The sequence below is a fragment of the Streptomyces sp. NPDC007095 genome (assembly GCF_040634475.1).
Taxonomy (GTDB): Bacteria; Actinomycetota; Actinomycetes; order Streptomycetales; family Streptomycetaceae; genus Streptomyces.
Genome location: NZ_JBEYFS010000097.1, coordinates 1 through 15,569, shown reverse-complemented (window position 1 = coordinate 15,569; position 15,569 = coordinate 1). Strand labels below are relative to the sequence as shown.

The following is a 15,569-nucleotide window of genomic DNA, read 5'->3' as shown; positions in this document are numbered from 1 at the left end:
GCTTCATCGACCGAGCGGGGAGCCGTGACCTTCCTGTGACTTTTCACGCCGTGAAAATCGGCGCACCTCGTCTGGGTGAAACACCATCAAGTACCGCACGCCGGATACCGCCTTCAGCGACGGGGTCAGTATGGTGACGTCATGGCCTCTCCATACCCTGACGGAGACCGGGAAAAGGTGGCGTCCAAGCTTCCTCCGGCGCTCCAGCAAGAACTGAAGATTCGCTGCGCCGAACTAGGCCTGGACATCCAGGACGCCGCCACCACGGCCATCGCCAACTGGCGCGCTAATGAAGGTCCCTACGCTGACATCGCCACCGCAGGCGCCAAGTCGTTCTCCACCTGGCTTCCGCCTGGCATGTATGACGACTTCAAAGCTAGCTGCACTGACCGCGGCGTCTCGTACATCCAAGGACTCGCACAGAGCGTCCGGGCATGGCTGGACGACAATCCCTCCCCGAAGCAGGTGGGTCTGCCGACCGCGCCGCGCCGGATCATCGTGTGCAACCAGAAGGGCGGCGTCGGAAAGACCACCATCTCGGCAGGTATCGCCGAGGCCCACGCCGAGCCGCAAGGCGTTGGCGTGCGATGCCTCAAGGACTTCGTTGAGGCTCTCACCGCCGGCGAGCTGGAGCGTTTCAACCGCACCCGAGAGCAGCTGCTGTCTGTCATCGCCGACTACACCGCCGGCGGCCAGAGAGTCCTCCTCGTCGACTATGACCCGCAGCTCCACCTCAGCAACCAGCTCGGCATCCCTCCCATCCCCGTAGGCAAGGACAGCCTGGTCACACACATGGCCGGTGAGGCCAACGGAGACATCAAGGATCTACTCGTAGCCATCGACGATCCTCGGTTCGGTGGACGGCTCCACGTCTTGCCGGGAACGCGCGAGGGCTTCTTGCTCGACTCCAAGCTGGCGCTCACGGCCGCCCAGTCCCGCGGCTTCCAGAAGGAGTCAGCGCTGGAGCGCGCCCTGCACCCCCTTGAGGCTGACTACGACGTCATCGTCATCGACTCGCCCCCAAGTCTGGGGCTCAGCATGGACGCTGGTCTGTACTACGGACGCCGACGTCCGAATGAGAAGCCAGGCCGCTCCGGTGTGCTCGTGCCCGTGCAGTCCGAAGACAGCTCAGCCGACGCGTACCAGATGCTTGTCGAACAGATCGACGACCTTGAGGAAGATCTGCACCTTGAGATCGACCGACTCGGCATCGTGGTGAACCTCTTCGACAGTCGGCGGGGCTACATCGCCACGTCGTCTCTTGAGGAGTGGCACAACCTGGAAGACCAGAATGTGATCGCGGTCGTGGACGACCTCAAGGAGCAGCGTGAGACGGTCCGGCTCAAGAAGCCGCTGCTGTCGTACGTGCCCGAGAGCAAGCAGGCCAACGTCATGCGCCTGATCGTGGCGGGAGCCGGTAAGTGAGCACGAAGAAGGATCAACTCGGACGCGGTACGTCGTTCGGCGGTAGTCCCGGTCGCAGTGCCCGCCGAAACGCGATCGACCAGACGATCAACGGTGGCGACGGAGCTGGCATAACAGCCCTGACGGACTTGCCGGTTCCGGCGATCAGCGACAATCCCGACAACCCGCGCAACCATCTGCGCAACCTGGACGACACCGTCGCGTCGGTTCGTGAGGTCGGCGTCATCCTGCCGATCGTGGTTGGCACGGTTGACGCCTATGTCCGGAGTCGGCCAGACCGCGCCGGCGATCTGGATGCGGGCACTCAGTACGTTGTCATCGATGGCCACAGGCGTCTTGAGTCGGCCCGTCGCGTTGGGCTGGCGACCATCCCGGTGCGGGTCGATGACGCTCGTCTGAGTAACGACGAGAAGCTCCTGGAGTCCGCGTTCATCGCGAACTACCACCGGGAGGGGATGACCGACCTCGAGGAAGCCAACGCTCTCAAGCAACTGGTTGACTACTACGGCGGCTCGCAGACCAAGGCGTGCAAGCGACTGTCGATGTCCGCGTCCACGCTCTCTAGCAAGCTGTCTCTCCTGAAGCTCTCACCTGAGTTGCAGAAGGAGTTGATGACGGGCGAGCGCAAAGCCGAGCATGTCCGCAATCTGAGCAAGCTGTCCCCGGAAGCTCAGAAGGCGAAGGCTGACGAGCGGGCGGCAGCCTCACGGCAGAGGGCGCAGGCCCGTCACAAGCCCGCTGCTGAACCAGCGGATTTTCACGGCGTGAAAAATCACGGAGCGGTAACGGCCGATGAGCAGCGCGGTCCATCAGCCGCAGCCGACGGTCAGGGACGCCCGAAAGAATCCATTCCCGAGCCGCGAGAAGCCATCTCTGGTGACGGCCCTGAGGAGCGGTCACCAAAGATGTTCCCGTACCACGACGGTGTCGAAGCAGCGACGCTGATCTTGTTCAAGATGTCGCCGGAAGAACGCGACAAGGTGTGCGATGCGCTCCTCCGTGATCGTGAGAAGCGCACAGCGGACGCATCCTGACTGGGGTACGCGACACTCGCATCAAGCCTCTGCAACGCAAAAGGGCCCGGATCCTGCGACGGCAGGATCCGGGCCCTTTTAGTAGCCAGTTGTGCGTCAGGCTGCCCACGTCGCGAACTTGCCCCGGTCGGGATTCGGGATGCCTGCGGCGGCCACCGCGGCAGCGGGATGGCGCATGGTGGTGACGGGAACAGCCCCGGGCTCGGTGTGGGGTGCCCAGACCATGCGCCAGGTGTCGTCCCACTCGCATCCGCATTCGTGGTCAGGGTGCGGGTGCCGTAAGAACACGCCCCACGTCAGGACTGCGCGCGGGATGCGGGGGATGAGTACTGCGGGGTCGCCGCCCGGGTACAGATGCAAGTTCCGCCAGCCGTGGACCTGGGCCATGTACGCGGCGGCGGCCTCGATGATGTCGGCCCACCGCTGATGACCGAGCACAACGAATTCCCTATTGAATGCGCGTGTTGAAGCGGCTGCTGAAGGGCTGGTCTGTGAAGGCAGGGCGTGTTTTCTGGGTACGGGCGGTCGGGCCGCAAGCAGGGTCAGCCGAGCTGCAGACCTGCGCGCGCTTCCCGGGAGTGTGGCAGGCGCGGTGTCAAGGGACGATGGTGGCCGTGTCCCACACGATGAGCGTGTCGCCACGGTCCTTGGTCATCAGGTGTTTTCGGTCGGGTGACATGCGGCAGTCGAGTACGACGTCCGTGTGGGCCTCGAGGGTGTTCAGGAGTTCGCCGGTGCGGGTCGACCGGATCTGCACGCGTCGGGCGTCAGGCACGGCCAGCCAGTCCTCGGTGGTGGCGAAACGTGTACGTGTCTGCTCCAGCGTGAAGCGCTCACGAAGGCCGGGCAGTTCCAGGACCCGGAGGCAGTGCAGGTCGCCGATCGCGATCCACGAGCCGTCCGGGGCCAGACCGAGCCGGTGGATCTCGTGCGGCTGGTCGGGCAGCTCCGCGAGCAGTCGGCCGGAACGCGGGTCCCAGAGCAGGATCTGACCCCTGCGGCCGCAGGCGGCCAGGGTTGCTCCGTCGGCGGCGAGCGCCAGATGCGACATCCCCTGCGACGTGGGCTTCGTTCCCCAGCGTTCGTTGGTGAGCGGGTAGACGAAGCTGCCGGTTGAGGTGTTGTAGGCAACCCACATGCCGTCGGGACCGTACACGGACTCACCCACGGCGCCGACCTTGAAGGGGAGCATTTCCTCGCCGCTGACAGCGTCCCAGGCCTGGGCCTTCTGGCCCACCGTTTTGGTCATGATGAATCTGCCGTCCGGAGCGACGGCGCAGTGGCGGAGCATGTCGGACGGGCCTCGGATCGCCCGTCGCAGGGCCTGGGTTTCCAGGTCGTACACGTGGACGAGCCGGTCGTTTCCGACCGCCACCAGCCATGTGGCGTCCGGCGCCAGAGCGAAGTCAAAGGTGAACCGAGGCAACTGCAGCACGGCACGGACCGCCGACTGCGGCTGGACCACGAACTGCCCGGCGACGGCGGGCTGCTCCGGTTCTCCGTGGTGGTCCGCATGCGCTCGCGGAAGCGGCATATGGCCCAGGGCCTGCAGCAGCTCGGCCTGCTTCCCCGGATCCAGCCGGGAGCCATGCTCCTCCCCGCTCATGACCTCGTCGATCACCGAAGCGGTGGCCCTGGACTCCGGGGAGTCGACCAGGGCCAGATCGGCCAGCAGGCTCTGCGCTCCGAACCGCTGGATCTTGGCGCTCTGCCAACCTGGAAACGTCACGAGTCTGGCGGCCTGAGCCGGGTCGCAGTGCTGCATGTGCCACACCAGATGCCGCCACCAGTACCCGGCGCCGGCGGGCAGAGCCGACCAGGGGTCACCGGGTTTCAGCAGTGCGAGGGCGTTGTCCACGAGCCGTCCGTGCCAGTCGGCCGCCTCGTCCGCCGACCAGCGCGACCTCAGGCGCTCGTGCAGGGCCTCTGGGACGGTCAGTCGCCACCTGCCGTCGTCGGCCTTGGCGGCGCGCACGAGACCCACGCGCTCGAAGTCCTCAAGCAGGACCAGGATGCGGTGGATGTGGCGATTCGGTCCGGAGTCCACATCGACCCAGGCCTCTTTGACCTCGGTCATGTCCAGTTCGGCGCCTGGAGGGACAGCCGCCAGACGCCGGGCGTCGAGGGAATCCGAGCAACTGAGCCCCAGATCCTCCAGCGCCCTGCCGATATGGTCATCGCCCCAGTCTTTGTAGCCCGTTACCTGCTCCCAGTGCTCCCTGAGCTGGCGATCGAGCCGACGCCGACCCCACCGTGTTCTCATCACCTGTGCCTCCCCCACCCGGACACCCAGTGAAACAGTCCGAACGCCTGTATGCAGGCATTCCCTCCAGGCCGGCGCGCGAACTACGGGCGAGCCCTCAGCCCGGTGCCGTCCGGCGCCTGCCTGGTCAGGCTCTACCTCACACAGCCCCACCTTTCGCATGACCGCCGCTGGCCGCACGTATCGTCCACATGGCCAGCGTTGGGCTGCCGACCACCTTGACAGGGCAATCGTCCACACCTTCACGGCAATCAGACGTCCGGGAACGAGAAACATGCTCGGGCTCAACACGCTGACTTGCCAAGGAAGATGAACGCGACCGGGTAGAGGTGATCCTCGGTCGGGTCGTCGATCCCAGTGACGTGCACGCCGCGATGGGCAACGAAGCCGCTGTCCGCCGCGTCGTCGGTGCAGGGAGTCCAGAGCTGTTCGACAGGGTGCAGGGTGCCGTCGTCACCCTCGCTGGTTTCGATCTCGTACAGGGCCGTGGTGGTCACGCGGCGCCCACCTCTTCGATGGCGGCCGCCAGGAGCACGGCGGCGTCGGTCTCGTACGGGTCGCTGTAGCTCTCGTGGTCGCTGACGTCGAACGGCGCGGCCTTGGCGGTGACCGTGAATCCGGGGACCATGGTGGCCGCCTTGCCCGCCAGCTCGGTGTTGAGCCGGTTGGCGTCGTGGCCGGCGAGCCAGGTCTGGTTATAGGGGCCGAGGCGGAGCAGCGTGTACCCGGTGCCGTCGCTGCGGTGTGCTTCGACGTGGACGCCGTAGTTCGCCGGGGCCATGCCGACGTCGTCGGGGAGGTCCAGGGCCACCGCGGCGTGGGTGAGCGGCTCGTAGGCCGGATTCCACGCACCGAGGATCTTGTCCGTCTCGCAGCGCAGCCAGCCCAGCCGCCGGTAGCGGGCGCCGTATGGCGCGTACGAGCCGCTGGGGTGTTGCAGGGCGACGGCGATGATGTCGGGCCCGCAGTCGTCACCCGGGCGCGGGTGGGCGCGCTCCACGAAGGGGCCGATCCGGACGGCGACGTCCTGGCAGCGGCCGGGGGTCCAGGGTTCCGGATCGCGGAGGGCGGCAAGCATCGCGCGGAACGCGTCGACGGCGGCCTGGTCCTCGGGGGAGAGGGCGCCGGGCGCGTGGCCGCAGCGGCGGAAGAGACGCTTCATCGGGTGGGCTCCTGTTCGCGGGTGGGGCGGGTCCAGGGGAGGGCGAGGGTGTCGCCGGCGGTACGGGGAACGAGGTGGCCGTGGAGGTGGAACACGGTCTGTGTCGCGTCCGGGCCGCAGGAGGTGACGTAGTTCCACTGACCACCCAGCTCCTGGGCGAGTTCGGCGGCACGCAGCTGCACGGTGGCAGAGACGACCGGGTCGGTCGTGAAGTCCGCGACGTGAGCCTTGGGGAGGACCAGGAGATGGCCCTCGGTGCAGCCGCCGCGGCGGGGCACGATCGCGAGGGCGTCGGTCCACTCGCGGGCGATCGTCGCCGGAGCGCCGTCACGGATGATGGCGCAGAACGGGCAGTCGGGTCGGGGGTGTTTGCGGGGGACCGGCGGCCGGTCGATGTGATGGTGTGTGACCGCGACAGCAGCGCCGGCCTCTTTCAAGCGACGGCCGATCGCGTCGGCAATGGCTGGGGCACGGTGACGGCCGTACCAACAATTCACCAGGAGCTGGATCGGGTGGTAGGCGTCGGTGGCGGCGCGCAGCGCGGTGACCTCGTGCACGGCGTCGTCGATGATGCGGGCCGCGCCGGGGGTGGCCAGGAGGTAGTCGCGTACGCCCGCGTCCCGGCCGGTCTGGCGGGCGATGGCGTCGGCCAGGGCAGGGTCGTTCGGCGGGTTCAGCAGGGCGTTGGTCAAGTTGATGGCGAGAACGGCGGCGCGGTAGCGCGGGGGCGGCGCGTCCTGCCAGCGCGCGCCGAAGCTGTCGATGAAGACGTCGTACGGCACAGGGCCTCCAGGAGAGACGGGGTGGAGAAGCGGCCGTGTGGATGCGGCCGCTCCTTGGCGGTCAGGTGGCGGCATGGGCGGTGCAGGCGAGAAGGGTGGCCAGGGCGCGGGGCTGGGCTGAGGTTTCCAGCGTCCACAGACGGACGGGCGTCTGATCGACTGCTGTGTCGATGAACGCCACTCGCCACCAGAGCCAGTCCGGCAGGCCAGCCTGGTGAGGCTCGGTGGTGCCGTAGCCGCTCGCACCCGTCACGCGGGCGGGCGCGTTCAGGGCCTGCGCCCAGGCCCGCAGGGCGCTCCTGTTCTCGACCTGGATCAGGGCGGCCAGTCCGAGGCCCCTTACGTCGGCGACGTCCACCGAGTCCGCGGAGAGGCTGGGGTGGGCGGCCAGGAGGGCGGCGGCCGCGTCGGAGGGTGAGGGGTAGGCGCCTGGTTGGGTGGGGGTCATGGGGTCCTCTCTCTGATGCTGTGGGCCGGGTGGCCACGGTGAGGACCGTGGCCACCCGGGTCGGTCCGGCTCAGTCGCCGGGAGGCTGGTGGCGTCGGCGCTCGCCGTCCGGGCTCGCTGGGTGCTGGGGGCCTGCTCGACGTGCTCGTGACCGTGCCGTTGGCCGGAGTGCTTCGGGTGAGGCCTCAAAACGGCCGGACAACGATCGCTCCGTGGGCTCGGAGAACCGCAACGTTGGGTGGCCCGGCCGGTTGCCGGCCGGGCCACTGGAAGTGTGGTCAGTCGCCGGTGGAGTCGGGGGCGCGGCGGGTGCAGTGCGGGATGACCACGGCGGCGGAGTTGCCGTGTTCGAGATACACCCGGCTGGTCAGGCAGCTCATCGGGCGGGCGCCGGGGCGGTGTCGTGGCCGTCTTCGTCTGTGGGGTGGGTGTAGCGGATGGGTTTGCCGAGGCTGTGGGCGTAGTCGATCTCGTTGCGGGTGCTGTCGCCGATATAGCCGTCGGGGTTGACGATGAGGACTTCGTCGGCGAGGTCGATCTTTTGGCGGTGCAGCGCGTCCAGTACCTGCTTGAGGCGGTCGGCCTGGGCAGGTGCCGCCCACAGCGGGTGGGGCTGCTTGAGGTTGCAGCCGGGCGCGAGGACGATGCGGCCAGCCGCGGTCTCGTACAGGTTGGCTTCGGCGAGCTCCTGCCAGTACCTGGTGGACCCGCACAGCACGACGATCTTCGGCCACTGCAGGTGTTCGGCCTCCTGGTCACGCACGAATCCGTCGATACCGCTGGCGGTGAGGCGGTGGACGGTCTTCCAGAATTCGCGGGCACTCATGCGGTTCCTCGTCTCTGAGCTGTCGGGGTCTTGGGTTGCCGGGGCTGCCGGGCTCGAAGGCCGGCGGCCGCCTTGGGTGTCACGGGGTGGTGGAGGTGCTCGCGTCGGCGGTTGCCGCCCGGGCGGTGCTTGCCTCGAGTTCGGCGTGGCGCTGCATAAGCTGGTCGATGGCCGTGTGGTCGGTCATGGCCGTCGTGATCAGGGCGCGCTGGTACTCGATGCCGGCGAAGACGCCGCGGTGGTAGCGGCACTGGTCCTGGGCTTCGGCGCATGCCGGGCAGTCCTCCCAGTCCAGCGCGTCATACGGCGCGGTCTCCGGTCCGGGGAGCTCCAGGACCGTCCGGAGGGTGGCTGCGGGGGAGTGGGGGCTGCTGGTGAACAGGTCCTCGTGCCAGGTCGGCGGCATCTCGCGGAGGGAGACAGCCAGGGCGGCCGCGATCTGCGGGTAGTGGTCGTACAGCGACGCCCAGATCCGCTTGGCCTCGGTGGCCGGGTCGAACTGCGGAGGCAGCTCGTAGGCCTCGCGGGCGTAGGTCCGGGTCTTCTCGCGGCGCTCCTCCCACGTGCTGGTGTCGATTCCGGCTTCTACGGCCGCGCCCAGGATCTGGGTGTCGTGGAGGATCTCTGGGGCCAGCAGCGACGCGGCGAGGGCCTCGGCTGCGGCGGGGTCGCGGCGGGCGAGCGCGGCCACGGCCTGGTCGGTGAGGAAGGCCGTGCGCTGCGTCCAGTTGTCGGCGTTGCTGTATGCGGTGGCCAGCATCCGGGTACGCAGACGCGTGAGTTGGGTGGTGTTGTCTGTCATGAAGGGGCTCTCCTTCGGAGGGGTGATGGCATCGCCGGGGCTGCGGGGCGGCCGTAGTCGGAGTCGGCGGTGGCCCCGCAGGTATGGGGTTGTGTTTCAGCTGGTGGGGCGGCTCGGCGCGAGGAGATCGTCGAACTGCTGGAACTTCTCCTCGCGGGTGCCGGTGACAGTCGCGCACATCACCCGGGCGAGCCGGTCGGGATCGGGTCCGGCGCTGCGGGAGAACAGGGCCGCGCACACCGGCTGTGCGACTCCGGGGAACACGCGGGTCGGGACGGGCGGTTGCATTCCTTCCGGTGTCAGGTTGATGACCAGTCCCTGGTCGGCGGTGCGGCGCAGTGCGGCGCGCATGCCGTCGAAGGCGGGGCTGGTGAGCCAGGCGGCGGGGGAGAGGAAGGCCACGGCGGCGGTGTGCAGTCGGGTCTCGAAGGCACGCCACAGTGCCCAGCGCCAGAAGTAGACGTGGAGGTTGGACAGGGCGTATTCCAGGCGGCCCTGCCCTGGGGTGCGGAATTCGTCGAGGCTGGGCCGCCACAGTTCGTCTGCGGCCCGGGCCTGGCCGGGGCGGGGCCTGCGGGCCTCGATCCAGGGGGCGGCCCCTTTGGCCTTGTCCTTGTACGGGGGGTTGCCGACGATCGCCAGCGGGCTCGGTGAGCTGAGGCGTCCGGCCAGGGCCGGGGGGATATCTCCGTTGAGGGCGTTGCCGATGACGATGTTGTTGTCGAGCCAGGTGATCGGTATGTGGCCGCCGGTCTCCAGCCAGCAGGCGGACTTGGCGAGGTCGACGGCGGCCGGGTCGGTGTCGATGCCGTACACGCAGGACTTCAGGACGTCGGCCATGACGGCCTGGATGGTGAGCGGTGAAGGGTTGTGGGTGCGGTACAGGAGGCCGACGTAGGCGGTGGCGAGGATGCGTGCGGCGGCGATCAGGAAGACGCCTGCGCCGCAGGCCGGGTCCAGTACAGAGACGCTCAGGACGTCGGCGGGGTCGTCGTCCAGGTGCAGGTCGGTGATGGTGCTCAGTGCGGCCCGGGTCAGGGGGTGGGCGATCTGGGGCGGGGTGTACCAGGTGCCGGATGCGCTGCGGGTGTCGGAGGCGAGTAACTGCTCGCGCAGGCTGCCGAGTTCCGCCGCGCCCCAGGTGGTGATGCCGTCGAGGTCCTGGAGGAGTTTGCGGATCCGGTGTGCGGTGTCGTCGGGCAGGTCGACGGGCCAGGGTTCCGGGAGTTGGCGGGCGGCGGCGACCGTGTTCACGGCGAGCCTGATGATCTGGCGGTGGCCGCCGTCGCCGGGGGCTTCGGCAGCAAGGGCCTCGAGGGTGGCCGTGGAGATGTTCATGAGGGGTCCGGTGCGGGCTGTCGGGTGCCGGCCAGGAGCCGGTACAGGTAGGTGTCGGAGAAGCCGAGTTCGGCGGCGATCGCGGTGACCGTCTCGCCGGCCGTCTGGCGCCGTCGGATGTCCGCGAGCTGGGAGACGGTGAGGCGGCGGCGCGGCACGGCGCCTGCCGCCCGGTTGCGTTCGCGGGTCTGGTCGGTGGCGGCCGTCGTGCAGGGCGTGCACCTGCAGGCGTGGTTGGTGTAGGTGGAGGCTTTGCCGTGTACGAGCTCGTGCTGTGGGCGGCCCTTGCGGCGGGCGACTGCGCGGGTTGGCGGTCGGCGCCTGGCCGCCGCGGGCGTGGTGGCGGCCCGGGATCCGACCCGCCGGTCCGTGCCCCATATGCGGGAGGGCTGTTCTCCCTCGTGCCACAGGGCCAGGAATCGCCTGCGGGCCTTGGAGACGAGGACGTTGAAGGTTCCCGGGGTGACACCGAGCAGTTCGGCGGCCCGGTGGTAGTCGCCGGTAGCGGCGAGCGCGTTCAGGGCGTCCTGTTGGCGAGGGGTGAGCCGGGGCCAGATCTGCGCCAGGGTGTGCCGGTCGACGATCCGGTCCTCGGGGGAGGGCGTGTGCGCGGCGGTGGTGGTCCAGTACCCCTCGAAGCGGGGCCGTGTTCCGGTGCCGGGCTGGTGGTGGTTGTAGCCGTGGGCCTGCAGACGCTGTCGCACGGCCTGGTCGCGGCCGCGCAGTCCGGCCTGGAACAGGTCGTGGCGGGTGGGCGGTTCGCTGGCCGTGAGCAGGTGCTCGACGATGGCGTGCCAGGCCGTGTCGTAGCGGTCCTCGATGTCGGCGGCGTTGTGCCAGCGGTCGGAGTGGACGACATGCCGGGAGATGTGGTGCAGGTCGTCCAGGGTGTAACCGTGCAGCGCGGGATCACTGTGCCGGCCTCGGTGGCCATCAATCGTTTCGCCCCGGGCTGCGGGGTGGGGTGTGAGAGTGAACGCCGCGACGGGCGCGTGGGCGCGAAGGACTGTTCCGGTCAGCAGGTCGGTGTCCAGGCAGACGTCAACGGTGCGTGAGCCGAGGGCGCCGCGGGCGTGCCGGTGCACTTCCTGCGCCAGATCAGCGGGAGTTCCGGCCGTGAGGGTGAGCGTCCGGGGGTGTCCCGTGGCGGTGAGGACGGGTGGGTCGAAGGCGAGGGTGTACGACGTCGTCAAGGCGGTGCCTTTCCAGGGGCGTGCATGGGAGAAGCGGCCCTCCCGATGAGGGAGAGCCGCTTCGTGGTGCCGCAGGACAGGGGGAACGTGGGCGCCCGGCGATGCGGGCCTCCCCGGGTTGGGCGGTACGAGGTCGGGCGCAGCGTGGCCGCCTTGATGGGCCGCCGCGCGGGGAAGGAGTGTCGGGTCAGCGGGCGGCGAGGGCGGCGCGGTGCTCCTGGCGGTGCGCGACAGCCGCAGGCTCGGCGAGGGCCTTGACGTGGTGGGGCCGGTCGACGTCGCCGTGCTCGCTGCACACGACCGCGTACGCGGTCCTGCCGGTGCATCCGGATGCGGGGTCGCGGGGATGGCCGGACGGCTTCACGGCGTGCTCGCAACGGCTGTTGTCGGCGTGGCGGGGTTCGATGCGGACGGTGATGCGCATGAGGTGCTGCTCCTTGTCGCAGACGAGAGAGCGCCGCGCCCCGGCCGGGAGGCGGGGCACGGCGCTCGGGGTTGAGGGGGGTTAGAGGGTGTCGGTGACCACGAGGAACTAGTCGCTCTTGAGGTCCATCACGACGCGGGCGTCGATGCCCTGGTCGCGCTGGCCGGAGGCGAACTCTTCCGCCGGCCACGAGCCGCGAGGGGCTCCGGCGGGGAACCGCTCCAGGACGGTACGGGGCCGCTCGGTGGTCGTTTCCATCACCCGTCGCCGCCGTTCACGCGCTCGTGGATCTCGATCAGCGTGCCGATGGCGTCGGGGTTTTCCGCCGTGCCGACCCACTGCCCGCGTGCGGTGAAGACCGGGACCGTATTGGTGTCTGCGTCGAACACCACGACGTAGTCGCCGTACCTGTCGAGGACCATCTCCTGCAGGGCCCGGGCCGGTGCGGTGGCCAGCACTTCCAGATCGTCGACGGTGAGCCGGGCGGGCTCCGCCGGGTTGTCACGTTGGGTGAGGACGCCAGAGACGTGCAGCAGGTCACCGGGCTGGATCTCGGTGAGCAGCGCGTGCGCGATCCGGGGATTGCCGGTGGAGCAGGACCAGACCACGTCGTCCACGACGTCGTCGGTGGGCGAGACGACCAGCTGGAACCGGGCGGTGCACGGCGCGTCGCCGGGTGTGGGGACGGTGTAGAGGTAGCCGTCGATGGTGAGGGGCTTGGTGTCCATCAGCTCGCCTCCGCCAGGGCGGTGGTGCTGTTGGCGGCGTCGTACGCGTCCAGGACCGTCTTGGCCGGGGTGCCCCGGTCGGCGACCTGGTGGCCGTTGGCCCGTGCCCAGGTCCGGATCGCGGCCAGCTGCTCCTTGCTGCGCTTGCCGTTGAGCTCCGGGGCAGCGGCCACGGCGGTGGTGGTGGCCTGGTCCTCGGTGGCGGCGCGGCCGCCGGCCTTCGCCTGGCGCAGCTGTGCCTGCGCGGCCTCCAGTTCGGCCCTGGCCTTGGCGACCCGCTGCTCTGCCGCGTGCTGCGCGGCGTCAGTGGCACGGCGTTCGGCCAGCTCGGTGAGGTCGCCGCGGACGCGGGCGGCCCGGTTGCGGATGGTGGCGGCCGGGTGGTTCTCCGCCCACGCGAGCAGGGCCTCGATCCTGTCGGCGTCCGTCGTGCTGTCGGGTGCCGGGGCGGCCGTCTGCGGGGTACCGGTCTTGTCCTCGGTACCGGTGCTGTCCTCCGTGTCCGCGTCGGTGGCAGGCAGTTCGGCGTGCTGGACGGCATCGGCGAGTTCGCTCTCCGACAGTCCGAGAGTGTCGCGTACGTGCTCGGGGCTGTCGCCGTTGTTCAGCATGGAGGCGGCGGTGGCGGTGAAGGCGTTGACGGGCATCGGGACTCCGGTCGTCGGGGTGTCGGCGGTGGTGAGGTGGGGGAGCAGGCGTACGAGGTCGTCCTCGTCGCAGGGCAGTCCGAGTGCGCCCAGCAGGTCGGCCAGGTCGTCCTTGTCACGGGCCTGGTGGGCGACCACCAGGGAGGCAGCGGCGCTCTGGCCGCTGCCGATCGGGGTGAGTTCGAGGGCCTCGGCTTCGAGGGCCTCTTTCATGTCGGTGAACACGGCTGGCCCTCCTACGCGGCGGTGGTGCGGGGCTTGCGCTGCTCGAGGTCCAGGAGCTCGCGGTTGCGCTTCTTCTGGGCGTCGGTGAGCGGCCGGGCCTTCGCGCCGTGGCGGTGCCAGAGCGGGGACGCGGGCGGCTCGGGGTAGGCGAGGACGTGGTCGACGTCGCGGTGGGTGCTGCTCATGGGGTCCTCCGGTGGAGGGAGTTCAGGCGTGGTCGTCGCCTTGGCCCTTGGACTTGGGCTTCGGCTTGGCGTCGGAGGCGAACCGCCCGAGGCGGGCCTCAACGGGGTTGGCGGTGATCCAGTCCTCAGCGCATGCCTTGTGCACGGGCTCGCCGGAGTGGGAGCGCATGGGTGTGGGCCGGCCGCACAGTGCGCAGGGGCGGTCCTGCCAGCGGTCGAAGTGCTGGCTGTCGCGCCAGTCGAGAAGTGCGCCGGGAGCCGGGATCAGGCCCGGCTCGAACGGCGGCTTCTCCTTCTTGCGTCCCGTGCGGGTCACGGCCGGAAGTCGGGCAGTTGCTGGAACACCTGCGCCAGCAGGTCCGGCGTCGGCTTCCAGGCCGGAAGCGCGCCCGTGGCGGGCACGGGCAGGGCGAGCTCCTGGACGTCGGCGAGGACCAGGTGGTGCGCGCCGCGCTGCGCCCAGGGGCTGGTGCACTGCTCGGGCCCCCGGTCCAGGTGGCAGCCGGTGAGGCGGGCGACGCCGATGACCGCGCCCAGGTGCAGTTCGCGGCCGCGGATTGCGGTGGCGACCAGCGGGTCGCGCAGGGCGGGACGCTCCAGCTTCAGTCCGGCGTGGATCAGGATCCAGCCTCGCCAGGGCCAGTTGACGGGCCTGTTTTCCGGGTTCTTCCCGGCGAGGATGCAGGTGGCGTAGGGCTGGCGGATGGTGATGCCGCGGATCCAGTCGCCGCCCTCGAGTTCGGTCGTCATGCGGCACGCTCCAGCAATGCGGTGCCGGGGCGGCCGGCGCGGCGGCCGTTGACCGTCGGTGCTTCCAGGTCTTCGATCTCCGCCCAGCCGTACCGGCCGGAGTGCTTGGTCCGGTACATCGAGACGTCCGCGCCGCGCAGCAGGGCGGGCAGGACGTGGATGCCGAGGTAGTCGGGGACGGCGGTGCCGACCGACGCGGCGACGGCGAGCGGCCCGGCCTCGGTGGGCACGGGCTCGTGCAGCGCGCCCATCAGCTCCGCCAGGCGCTGCTCCATCGCGTCGTTCCCCGCCTGGGTGTCCACGCGGGTCGCGACCGCGAACTCATCCCCGCCCAGGCGGCCGACGACTCCGTGCGGTCCGGCCCAGCGGGCGAGGCGCTCGCCGGTCGCGGCGAGGACCTTGTCGCCCGCGGCGTGGCCGTAGGTGTCGTTCAGGCCCTTGAAGCTGTCGAGGTCGACCAGGCAGACCAGGGAGTCCTGCCGGTGGCGGGCGAGGAGGCGCCGGGCGCGGCGCTCGAACGCGGCGCGGCGCTGGGCTCCGGTGAGCGGGTCGCGGCGTTCGGCCGCCAGGCGCCGGTGGAGCGTGAGCGCGTGAACGGTCCAGCCGGCGAGCGGGACCGCGAGGGTGGTGATGATGAGGGCGCGTTGTCCGATCGGGGTCGCAACGCGAGTGACGGGGTCCATACTTGGATCTCCCTCTCTCGTCTCGTACGGGATGGGTGACCCGGGACGGTCGACTGGTTTTCCGGCCTGTGACGGCCGTCCCGGGGCGGAGCTACAGCGCGAAGTCGCTGCGGTTGGTGCGGGTCGTGGCGCAACACCGCGCCTGTCCCGGCCGGGGCGGCACGGAGAAACGCCGCGTTCCTCGGGGAAGGGTCAGCCGGTCCCGCTCGCCAGGATGTCGGCGAGGTGGTCCAGGGCGCGGCGCAGCAAAGGGCGGTGCGCGGCATAGAGGGTGCGTCCGGCGGCGGTGATCGCGGCGTCGAGCTGGTCGAGGGAGCCGAACGGCCACCAGTTGGCGTCGGCCGCGTCATCGGCCGCGACGGCGGTCACGGTGGCGGGTAGCAGGTAGAGCGCGCTGGTGGACGCGACCCACGCGTGATCGCTGTTGCGCCAGTCGTCCACGAGGTCTCGGCCGAGGATGACCGGACGGTGGCCGGCCAGGTCGATGCCGGCCTCCTCTCGCAACTCACGGACCAGGGCGGCCGGGGCGGTCTCGCCCGGGTCGACCATGCCGCCGGGGGAAGCAGGCGGGTTCGTCGATTTCTGGCCGGTGAGTCGCAGGAACCGACGCGTGAGTGGTTCACCAACAGCTATGAGTATGGCGGGTTCGCGGCC

Annotated in this window: 21 protein-coding genes; 2 read left to right on the top strand and 19 right to left on the bottom strand. The window is 69.8% G+C overall.

Features of this window, described 5'->3' with window-relative positions; genetic code table 11:
• Positions 1–141: 141 nt before the first annotated feature.
• A complete protein-coding gene (locus tag ABZ656_RS29470) occupies positions 142–1,425 on the top strand; it encodes a ParA family protein (RefSeq protein WP_360271525.1) in 1,284 nt (427 codons plus the stop codon).
• Positions 1,422–2,459, top strand: a complete 1,038-nt coding sequence (locus ABZ656_RS29465) for a ParB/RepB/Spo0J family partition protein (protein ID WP_360271523.1) — start codon at positions 1,422–1,424, stop codon at positions 2,457–2,459. Before ABZ656_RS29470 ends, ABZ656_RS29465 begins: the two co-directional genes overlap by 4 nt.
• 96 nt (positions 2,460–2,555) lie before the next feature.
• On the opposite strand, the gene ABZ656_RS29460 is transcribed toward ABZ656_RS29465, so the two are convergent.
• From ABZ656_RS29460 to ABZ656_RS29370, 19 genes are all read right to left on the bottom strand, one after another.
• Positions 2,556–2,897: a hypothetical protein gene (locus ABZ656_RS29460; RefSeq protein ID WP_360271521.1), complete on the bottom strand. Its 342-nt coding sequence runs from the start codon at positions 2,895–2,897 to the stop codon at positions 2,556–2,558.
• Positions 2,898–3,054: 157 nt separating this feature from the next.
• A complete protein-coding gene (locus tag ABZ656_RS29455) occupies positions 3,055–4,536 on the bottom strand; it encodes a hypothetical protein (protein WP_360271519.1) in 1,482 nt (493 codons plus the stop codon).
• A gap of 470 nt (positions 4,537–5,006) precedes the next feature.
• Positions 5,007–5,219: a hypothetical protein gene (locus tag ABZ656_RS29450; protein ID WP_360271517.1), complete on the bottom strand. Its 213-nt coding sequence runs from the start codon at positions 5,217–5,219 to the stop codon at positions 5,007–5,009.
• Entirely contained in the window at positions 5,216–5,884 is a 669-nt protein-coding gene (locus ABZ656_RS29445; RefSeq protein WP_360271515.1) for a hypothetical protein, read from the bottom strand. Before ABZ656_RS29445 ends, ABZ656_RS29450 begins: the two co-directional genes overlap by 4 nt.
• Positions 5,881–6,666: an HIT domain-containing protein gene (locus tag ABZ656_RS29440; protein WP_360271513.1), complete on the bottom strand. Its 786-nt coding sequence runs from the start codon at positions 6,664–6,666 to the stop codon at positions 5,881–5,883. The genes ABZ656_RS29445 and ABZ656_RS29440 overlap by 4 nt, the downstream gene beginning before the upstream one ends.
• A gap of 61 nt (positions 6,667–6,727) precedes the next feature.
• Positions 6,728–7,114, bottom strand: a complete 387-nt coding sequence (locus ABZ656_RS29435) for a hypothetical protein (protein ID WP_360271511.1) — start codon at positions 7,112–7,114, stop codon at positions 6,728–6,730.
• A 376-nt stretch (positions 7,115–7,490) separates the two neighbouring features.
• The gene (locus tag ABZ656_RS29430; RefSeq protein WP_360271509.1) at positions 7,491–7,940 is read right to left on the bottom strand and encodes a hypothetical protein; all 450 of its coding nucleotides are present in this window, start codon (positions 7,938–7,940) and stop codon (positions 7,491–7,493) included.
• Between the two features lie 79 nt (positions 7,941–8,019).
• Entirely contained in the window at positions 8,020–8,742 is a 723-nt protein-coding gene (locus tag ABZ656_RS29425) for a hypothetical protein (RefSeq protein WP_360271507.1), read from the bottom strand.
• 96 nt (positions 8,743–8,838) lie between these two features.
• On the bottom strand, positions 8,839–10,080 hold the full coding sequence (locus ABZ656_RS29420; protein ID WP_360271505.1) for an N-6 DNA methylase: 1,242 nt from the start codon (positions 10,078–10,080) through the stop codon (positions 8,839–8,841).
• Positions 10,077–11,273 carry a hypothetical protein gene (locus tag ABZ656_RS29415; RefSeq protein WP_360271503.1) on the bottom strand — a complete coding sequence of 399 codons (1,197 nt, stop codon included), beginning with the start codon at positions 11,271–11,273 and terminating at the stop codon, positions 10,077–10,079. Before ABZ656_RS29415 ends, ABZ656_RS29420 begins: the two co-directional genes overlap by 4 nt.
• A 187-nt stretch (positions 11,274–11,460) precedes the next feature.
• Positions 11,461–11,697, bottom strand: a complete 237-nt coding sequence (locus ABZ656_RS29410) for a hypothetical protein (RefSeq protein ID WP_360271501.1) — start codon at positions 11,695–11,697, stop codon at positions 11,461–11,463.
• 108 nt (positions 11,698–11,805) lie between these two features.
• Complete coding sequence (locus ABZ656_RS29405; RefSeq protein WP_360271499.1) at positions 11,806–11,955, bottom strand: hypothetical protein; 150 nt, start codon at positions 11,953–11,955, stop codon at positions 11,806–11,808.
• Positions 11,955–12,425, bottom strand: coding sequence for a hypothetical protein (locus ABZ656_RS29400; RefSeq protein ID WP_360271497.1), 471 nt, complete (start codon positions 12,423–12,425; stop codon positions 11,955–11,957). Before ABZ656_RS29400 ends, ABZ656_RS29405 begins: the two co-directional genes overlap by 1 nt.
• Positions 12,425–13,297, bottom strand: a complete 873-nt coding sequence (locus tag ABZ656_RS29395) for a hypothetical protein (protein WP_360271495.1) — start codon at positions 13,295–13,297, stop codon at positions 12,425–12,427. The genes ABZ656_RS29400 and ABZ656_RS29395 overlap by 1 nt, the downstream gene beginning before the upstream one ends.
• Positions 13,298–13,308: 11 nt before the next feature.
• Positions 13,309–13,482, bottom strand: coding sequence for a hypothetical protein (locus ABZ656_RS29390; protein WP_360271493.1), 174 nt, complete (start codon positions 13,480–13,482; stop codon positions 13,309–13,311).
• A gap of 22 nt (positions 13,483–13,504) precedes the next feature.
• Positions 13,505–13,798, bottom strand: coding sequence for a hypothetical protein (locus ABZ656_RS29385; protein WP_360271491.1), 294 nt, complete (start codon positions 13,796–13,798; stop codon positions 13,505–13,507).
• Positions 13,795–14,232 carry a hypothetical protein gene (locus tag ABZ656_RS29380; RefSeq protein ID WP_360271489.1) on the bottom strand — a complete coding sequence of 146 codons (438 nt, stop codon included), beginning with the start codon at positions 14,230–14,232 and terminating at the stop codon, positions 13,795–13,797. Before ABZ656_RS29380 ends, ABZ656_RS29385 begins: the two co-directional genes overlap by 4 nt.
• Entirely contained in the window at positions 14,229–14,915 is a 687-nt protein-coding gene (locus ABZ656_RS29375) for a GGDEF domain-containing protein (RefSeq protein ID WP_360271487.1), read from the bottom strand. The genes ABZ656_RS29380 and ABZ656_RS29375 overlap by 4 nt, the downstream gene beginning before the upstream one ends.
• Before the next feature lie 192 nt (positions 14,916–15,107).
• Positions 15,108–15,569 (bottom strand): NUDIX domain-containing protein (locus tag ABZ656_RS29370; RefSeq protein WP_360271485.1); only part of this gene is annotated, 462 nt, incomplete at its 5' end.